The organism is Polaromonas sp. P1_E3, assembly GCF_056405935.1.
On sequence record NZ_JBFUBD010000202.1, the window covers coordinates 1 to 5,023 of the forward strand.

Sequence of the window (5,023 nt, forward strand, 5' to 3'; positions counted from 1 at the left end):
GGCCAGGTTCGATTTTCACAAGGGTTTTGAACTCTTCTTCCTTGGTCAGGTAATTACCCTCGAGCTTGACGCCCGACACCACAAAGCGCTCTCCTTCGGTCACATTGACGGTGATGGCAATGCTTTGCTTGTCCGGGGAAATCGCAACCTGGGTAGAGTCAATCTTGAACTCGAGGTAGCCTCGGGAAAGATAGTAAGACCGCAGCGTTTCAATGTCGGCGTTGAGCTTGGTGCGCGAATAGCGATCAGATTTGGTATACCAGCTGAGCCAGCCACCGGTATCAAGGTCAAAGAGACTCAGGAGTGTCGACTCGCTGAATGCCTTATTGCCCGTAATGTGGATTTCCTTGATCTTTGCAACGTCGCCTTCGATCACGCTGAAGGTCAGGTTGACCCGATTGCGCTCAATCGGGGTGACCGTAGTGACAATCTCGACACCGTAAAGACTCTTGTTGATGTACTGGCGCTTGAGTTCCTGCTCTGCCTTGTCAGCAAGCGCCTTGTCGAATGGCTGGCCATCTGCAACGCCTGCCTCCCGAAGCGCTTTCTTGAGCACATCTTTGTCGAATTCTTTGGCACCCACAAAGTCCACGTCAGCAACGGTGGGACGCTCCTCAACGATCACCACCAGCACGTCGCCACTGACTTCCAGCCTCACATCCTTGAACAGGCCCAGCCCGAACAACGCGCGAATGGCGGTGGAACCCTTATCGTCGTTATAAGTTTCACCGACCCGAAAAGGCAAAGAGGCAAAGATGGTTCCGGGCTCAACGCGTTGCAAGCCTTCCACCCGGATATCACGCACCGTAAAAGGGTCAACGGCCCACGCCGAACTGGCTGCAAAAAGACCGGCGGCGATAGCGCAAACTGCACGAACTTTGAAGCGATTTATTTGATATTGCATGAAATGTAAGGAATTAGCCCAAAAGCCGGGTGACATCGTTAAACAGGGCAACGCACATCATGCCCAGCAGGATAGCAACGCCACCGCGCTGCAACCGGTCCATCCAGGCGTCAGACACGCCCCGGCCGGTGACCCCCTCCCAAAGATAATACATCAGGTGCCCCCCATCCAGAACCGGTAGCGGGAGTAAATTCAGGACGCCCAGGCTCACACTGATGAGAGCCAAAAACAGCAAATAGCTGCTCCAGCCCAGACTGGCAGATTTTCCGGCGTAGTCTGCGATGGTAAGAGGGCCGCTCAGGTTTTTAAGCGAGGCCTGGCCGATGACCATTTTGCCCATCATCCGCAGCGTGAGCAGTGAAACCTGCCAAGTACGAACGGCACCCTGCCACAAACCATCGAGGGGCCCATAGCGCACCGTGACAAATTCCGGCAAGGCGCCTACGTAGGCCTCAATCCGGGGCACCAGGCTCCCGTTCACCGGTTTGAGTTCTGGCGTCACTTGCAGCTCCAGCGGTGTCCCGGCGCGGTCGATTTTCCAGGTTTGCGGGATAACGGCTCCGGTTGTACCCTTACCTTCACCAGCTGCGCGGGCAGATATGCGGATCACCTCACGCAACTGCTGCCCATCGATAATAGCCGTCTCGCCAATACGCAGAACGAGATCACCCGCACGCAAGCCGGATTTTTCAGCAGCTCCCCCAGGCATAACCTCCCCCACCACCGGCCGGGTCCAGGGGCCGAGAATGCCGATCTTCCTGAACAGCTCGGCGTCTGCCTCGGGAGCACCTAACCTGCTGAGCGGCAGCCGCACAGTCTGCCCGGGCGCCTCAGCATCGCGGCCCAGCACCAAGGTGAGGTCGCGGCCATCCAGGGCGCCTTGGGTGAGCCTCCAGCGCAGGTCTTCAAAAGAAAGTACGGCCTGCAGGTCGTCACCTTCAAAAGCCGCCTGCTGAACCGTTTCCCCGCCGTTCAATCCAGCCTTTTCGGCAAGCGATCCCGCTACAGGGCTGGCCAGAATCGCTTTGGGCTCCTGCAGGCCGCTCCAGTTAACAATGGCGTACAGCAATATGGCCAACAGCAAATTAGCGGCCGGGCCGGCGGCGACCACGGCGGCACGCGACCTCAACGGCTGGGTATTAAAAGCCAGATGGCGTTCGGAGGGGTCCACAGGGGCCTCGCGCTCATCCAGCATTTTGACGTAGCCCCCAAGAGGCAGCATGCCAATGGAAAAATCCGTGGACTTGCCCTTCAGCCGCCAGGTGTAAATCGGCTTGCCAAATCCAATGGAAAATTTCAGAACCTTGATCCCGCACGCCACCGCAACACGGTAATGGCCGTACTCATGGACCGCTATCAGGATGCCCAAGGTCACTACGAAAGAGATCAGAGTCAGCAACATGTCATGCGTCCAGTTTCCCGGCAATCTGAACGGCCGCGCGGCGCGCTTGCTCATCCAGTGCCAGCAGGCTTTCGATATCAGTTACCTGAGATAGGGTGATAGCTTCCAAAGTTGCATGATTTACACGGTGAATATGGTCAAACCGGATCCGCTTGTCCAGGAACGCGGCAACAGCGACTTCATTGGCTGCGTTGAGAACTGCCGTGCTACCGACCGCAGCATTGAGAACCTCCCACGCCAGCGGCAGCCCAGGAAAGCGGTCATCGTCCGGAACTTCGAATGTCATGGTGGCCAGCGATCTGAAATCCAGTGCCTTGGCCCCAGAAACCACCCGGTCCGGCCAAGCCAGGCCAAAGGCGATAGGCACACGCATATCGGGAGTCCCCAGTTGCGCCACCACGGATGTATCACGGTACTGCACCATGGAGTGGATGATGCTCTGGGGGTGAATCACCACCTCGATCTGCGCCGGCGTGAGGCCGAAAAGGTATTTCGCTTCAATAACCTCCAGGGCCTTGTTCATCATCGTGGCCGAGTCGACCGATATCTTGCGGCCCATGRCCCAATTCGGGTGCGCGCAAGCTTCGTCGGGAGTGACATGGCGCAAGCTGGCGGCCTCGCGCGTGCGAAACGGACCGCCAGAAGCAGTCAGGATGATCTTTTCAACCCGCTCGTTCCAGGTCGCGGGATCTTCGGGAAGGGATTGAAAGATGGCGGAATGTTCGCTGTCGATAGGCAGCAGCTTCGCCCCGCCGTCGCGAACGGCCTGCATGAACACCTCGCCACCGACCACCAAAGCCTCTTTGTTGGCCAGCAAAAGCCGTTTGCCGGCCTTGGCTGCGGCCATGCAGGGCGCCAGGCCTGCAGCCCCCACGATGGCGGCCATCACGGTATCCACCAACTCGTGCGACGCTATCATTTCGAGGGCGCCTTGCGCCCATAAAACCTGGACCGGAAGCTGATTTGCCTTGATCTTTTCCGCCAGCAAACGGGCATGCGGCTCACTGGCCATCACCGCGTATTGGGGTTTGAATTGTGCGCACTGCGCCAGCATCAAGTCYGTTTGGGTTGCCGCGCTGAGGGCAAACACCTCAAAGCGGTCAGGGTGTCGGGCGATGACATCAAGCGTATTGACACCAATGGACCCCGTGGAGCCCAAAACGGTCACACGCTGCTTTTCAAAGGACATACGGAGCAAGGCCTAAAGGGTAACCAGCATCATTGCCAGGGGCAGCGTGGGCAACAGCGCATCGACCCGGTCGAGTACACCGCCATGGCCCGGCAGCAGTCCGCTGGAGTCCTTAACCCCGGCACTGCGTTTGATGAGGGATTCGACCAGATCGCCCACAACACTCATGGCGGCCAGAAAAATCACTGCCAGCAGCATGAGGGCCATACCGTGACGGTCGGCCAAGCGGCTATAGAGCGTGCTGTCGGCCCAAAAACCGCCACCTATGCCCGCGCGACCCAGCCATACCCAGACAAACGCCACCATCACCACACCGGCCATTCCGCCCCAGACGCCTTCCCAGCTTTTCCCAGGGCTGATCGAAGGGGCCAGCTTGCCCTTGCTGAACCGCCCCCCCAGGGCGCGACCTGCAAAGTAGGCAAAGATGTCGGCCACCCAGACCAGCAGCAGCACGGACAGTAAAAAGTCGATGCCCGCTACACGGGCCTGGGCCACAGCCAGCCACGCGACCAGCAATGCTGCCAGGCCCCCTGACAGGCGAACGGGCTTGGGTATGCGAGGCCAGCCGGCCACACCGTTGCGCAGCAGCCAGCCGCCGGCAAGCACCCATGCGGCGCCCGCACCCGCCCAGAGAAACGGGAGAGGCTTTGCAAGCAGGCCGCCGTACCATGCCAGCGCGCAAAGTCCAACACAAACGCCAGCGAGCCCCAGGCTGGCAACCTGCCCGAACGCATTCAGGCGGCCCCACTCCCAGGCACCGGCGGCAATCAGCAGCAGCGCTACCGCACAAAAGGGTTCTGGCGTCTTGTAAAAAAGAGCTGGAAGCAAAATGGCCAGAAGGACAATCGCTGTGATCACGCGCTGTTTAAGCATCAGGCAGCCTTTGTGTTTTCGTTGATGCTCCGGCCGCTGACCTGCGCGGAGGTCTTGCCGAAACGCCGTTCGCGGGTGCGAAAAACGGCAATCGCCTCGTCCAGCGCCGCTTCGTCAAACTCAGGCCACAGCTTGTCGGAGAAATGCAGTTCCGAATAGGCTGCCTGCCACAGCAGAAAATTACTGATCCGCAGCTCACCGCCCGTCCGAATCAACAAATCAGGGTCGGGTACGTGCGCCAGCGCCATCTCCCTGTCCAGCGACAGCTCGGTAATGGCTTCACCCCGGCTGGCCAGCCTGCTCGCGGCCTGGGCAATATCCCAGCGCCCGCCATAGTTGAAACATACGTTAAATATCAGCCGCTGGTTGGCTGACGTGTCCAGCTCAGCTTGCGCCAGCCCTGCCTGAACTTTTTCGGAAAGCCGCTGTCGATCACCCACAAAACGCAGCTGCACACCGTTGGCATTCAGGCTTGGCACTTCTTTGGAGAGGGAATAGGCCAACAGTTCCATCAACCCCGACACCTCTTCGGCCGGACGGTTCCAGTTCTCTGAAGAAAAGGCGAAAACTGTGAGGACGCCGATGCCGCGGTCCAGGCAGGCCTGAACGCAGCGGCTGAGCGAATCAACGCCCTGCTTGTGKCCGGCGATGCGGG

The 5,023-nt window shown here is 59.2% G+C and carries 5 protein-coding genes; all 5 read right to left on the bottom strand.

Annotated features, from left to right (window positions below; translation table 11 throughout):
* Positions 1–904: outer membrane protein assembly factor BamA (bamA, locus tag AC1D0Z_RS15835; protein ID WP_477659181.1), on the bottom strand; the 904-nt coding region annotated here is incomplete at its 3' end.
* A gap of 13 nt (positions 905–917) precedes the next feature.
* Positions 918–2,306 carry an RIP metalloprotease RseP gene (gene rseP / locus AC1D0Z_RS15840; protein WP_477659182.1) on the bottom strand — a complete coding sequence of 463 codons (1,389 nt, stop codon included), beginning with the start codon at positions 2,304–2,306 and terminating at the stop codon, positions 918–920.
* Position 2,307: 1 nt separating this feature from the next.
* Positions 2,308–3,495 (bottom strand): 1-deoxy-D-xylulose-5-phosphate reductoisomerase, encoded by a 1,188-nt coding sequence (ispC, locus tag AC1D0Z_RS15845; protein ID WP_477659178.1) that lies wholly within the window; start codon positions 3,493–3,495, stop codon positions 2,308–2,310.
* Between the two features lie 12 nt (positions 3,496–3,507).
* On the bottom strand, positions 3,508–4,368 hold the full coding sequence (locus AC1D0Z_RS15850) for a phosphatidate cytidylyltransferase (RefSeq protein WP_477659179.1): 861 nt from the start codon (positions 4,366–4,368) through the stop codon (positions 3,508–3,510).
* The coding region (uppS, locus tag AC1D0Z_RS15855) for a polyprenyl diphosphate synthase (protein WP_477659180.1) at positions 4,368–5,023 on the bottom strand (656 nt) is incomplete at its 5' end. The genes uppS and AC1D0Z_RS15850, both read right to left, overlap by 1 nt.